Source organism: Dietzia sp. B19 (assembly GCF_014145155.1).
GTDB lineage: Bacteria > Actinomycetota > Actinomycetes > Mycobacteriales > Mycobacteriaceae > Dietzia > Dietzia natronolimnaea.
Genome location: NZ_JAALED010000542.1, coordinates 1 through 1,640, shown reverse-complemented (window position 1 = coordinate 1,640; position 1,640 = coordinate 1). Strand labels below are relative to the sequence as shown.

Here is a 1,640-nt window from a genome sequence, read left to right as displayed (position 1 = left end):
GGCAGGAGCACCTGCGCCCCCGCCAGCGCGAGCGTCTCCGGCAGGTCCGGTCCGCCGGCCTCGTCGTCGTCGGGAACGAACGCGCAGACCACCATCCCCTCCGTCACCACGGAGGCCAGGTGCTCGCGGATCGCCCGGTCACGCTCGGCGCGCACGGACGCGGGGACCGCCGCGCGGCGAACACGCACCGCACGACGCACCGCGGACTTGTCCTGATCCATCACCCCAGTGTGCCGTCAGTGGTCCGGACGTAGCGGCCCGGTCCGCCGTCTATGGTGTACGCCATGACGTCCCACGCCTCGCCCGACTCGCAGTTCCGGACCGCGGTCGTCCCGGCCGCCGGCCTCGGGACCCGGTTCCTGCCCGCCACCAAGACCGTTCCCAAGGAGCTGCTCCCCGTGGTGGACACCCCGGGGATCGAGCTCATCGCCGAGGAGGCGACCGAGGCGGGAGCGGGTCGGCTCGCGATCGTGACCTCCGAGCGCAAGGTCGGCGTGATGGCGCACTTCTCCGAGGACCAGGTCCTCGAGGACACGCTGTCCGACCGGGGCAAGGACGTGCTGCTGCACAAGGTCCAGCGCGCCCCCGGGCTCATCGAGGTGGTGGACGTGCGCCAGGACGAGCCGCTGGGCCTCGGGCACGCGGTGGCGCAGGTGGAGTCGGTGCTCGGTGACGAGGAGCAGGCCGTGGCCGTGCTCCTGCCCGATGACCTGGTCCTGCCGTTCGGGATCCTGGGCCGGATGTCGCAGGTCCGGGCGGATCGCGGCGGCAGTGTCCTGTGCGCGTTCGAGGTGAGCCCCGAGGACGTCTCCTCCTACGGGGTGTTCGAGGTCTCCGACACGGACAACCCGGCCGTCAAGCAGGTGCTGGGCATGGTGGAGAAGCCGGCCGCCGAGGACGCGCCGTCCAACCTCGCGGCGGCCGGGCGGTACGTGCTCGACCGCGCGATCTTCGACGCGCTCCGGCGTATCGAGCCGGGCGCCGGCGGGGAACTGCAGCTCACCGACGCGATCGACCTGCTGATCAACGAGGAGCACCCGGTGCACGTGGTGGTCCACGACGGCACCAGGCACGATCTCGGCAATCCCGGCGGGTACATCAAGGCCTGCGTGGACTTCGCACTGGACAACCCGGCCTACGCCGACGAGTTGCGGGAGTGGCTGGAGGGCCGGCTCGGCCGCTGACGGCGCCGTCGCCGCGGAATGGCGCCGTCCGGGCGCTACCCTCTCCCACAGGGACCCGGTGGTCGGTCCGCCCGCTGTGGCGTGACACCGCCGCACGGTCAGCGACTTTCGTACGGGAAGGGGACACCTGGTGCGCTCCGTCGAGGAACAGCTCGCACTGGTGACGGCGGCCGCGGTCGCCCCGAGACCGGTACGCGTGTCGATCTCCGAGGCGCAGGGCCTGCTGTGTGCCGAGGAGGTGGTGGCCGAGCGCCCGTTGCCCTCGTTCGACCAGTCCGCGATCGACGGTTACGCGGTCCGCAGTGTCGACATCCGGGTCGGCGGCCCGGTCGATGACGCCGGGGACGCCTCCGGCGGGCCCGCCGGACTGCCCGTCGTGGGGCGGATCACCGCGGGATCCCGTCAACCGACCCGTCTGCAGCCCGGCCAGGTCGTCCGCGTGGACACCGGGGCGCC

At 72.6% G+C, this 1,640-nt stretch carries 1 protein-coding gene and 2 pseudogenes; 2 read left to right on the top strand and 1 reads right to left on the bottom strand.

Going from position 1 to position 1,640, the window contains the following annotated elements; translation table 11 throughout:
- Window positions 1-221 (bottom strand): annotated as a pseudogene (locus G6020_RS14790) (5-formyltetrahydrofolate cyclo-ligase); the annotation flags it as partial.
- 63 nt (window positions 222-284) lie between these two features.
- On the opposite strand from G6020_RS14790, the gene G6020_RS14785 reads away from it, so the two are divergent.
- The gene (locus G6020_RS14785) at window positions 285-1,184 is read left to right on the top strand and encodes a UTP--glucose-1-phosphate uridylyltransferase (protein WP_182611135.1); all 900 of its coding nucleotides are present in this window, start codon (window positions 285-287) and stop codon (window positions 1,182-1,184) included.
- A 130-nt stretch (window positions 1,185-1,314) separates the two neighbouring features.
- Window positions 1,315-1,640 (top strand): annotated as a pseudogene (locus G6020_RS14780) (molybdopterin molybdenumtransferase); the annotation flags it as partial.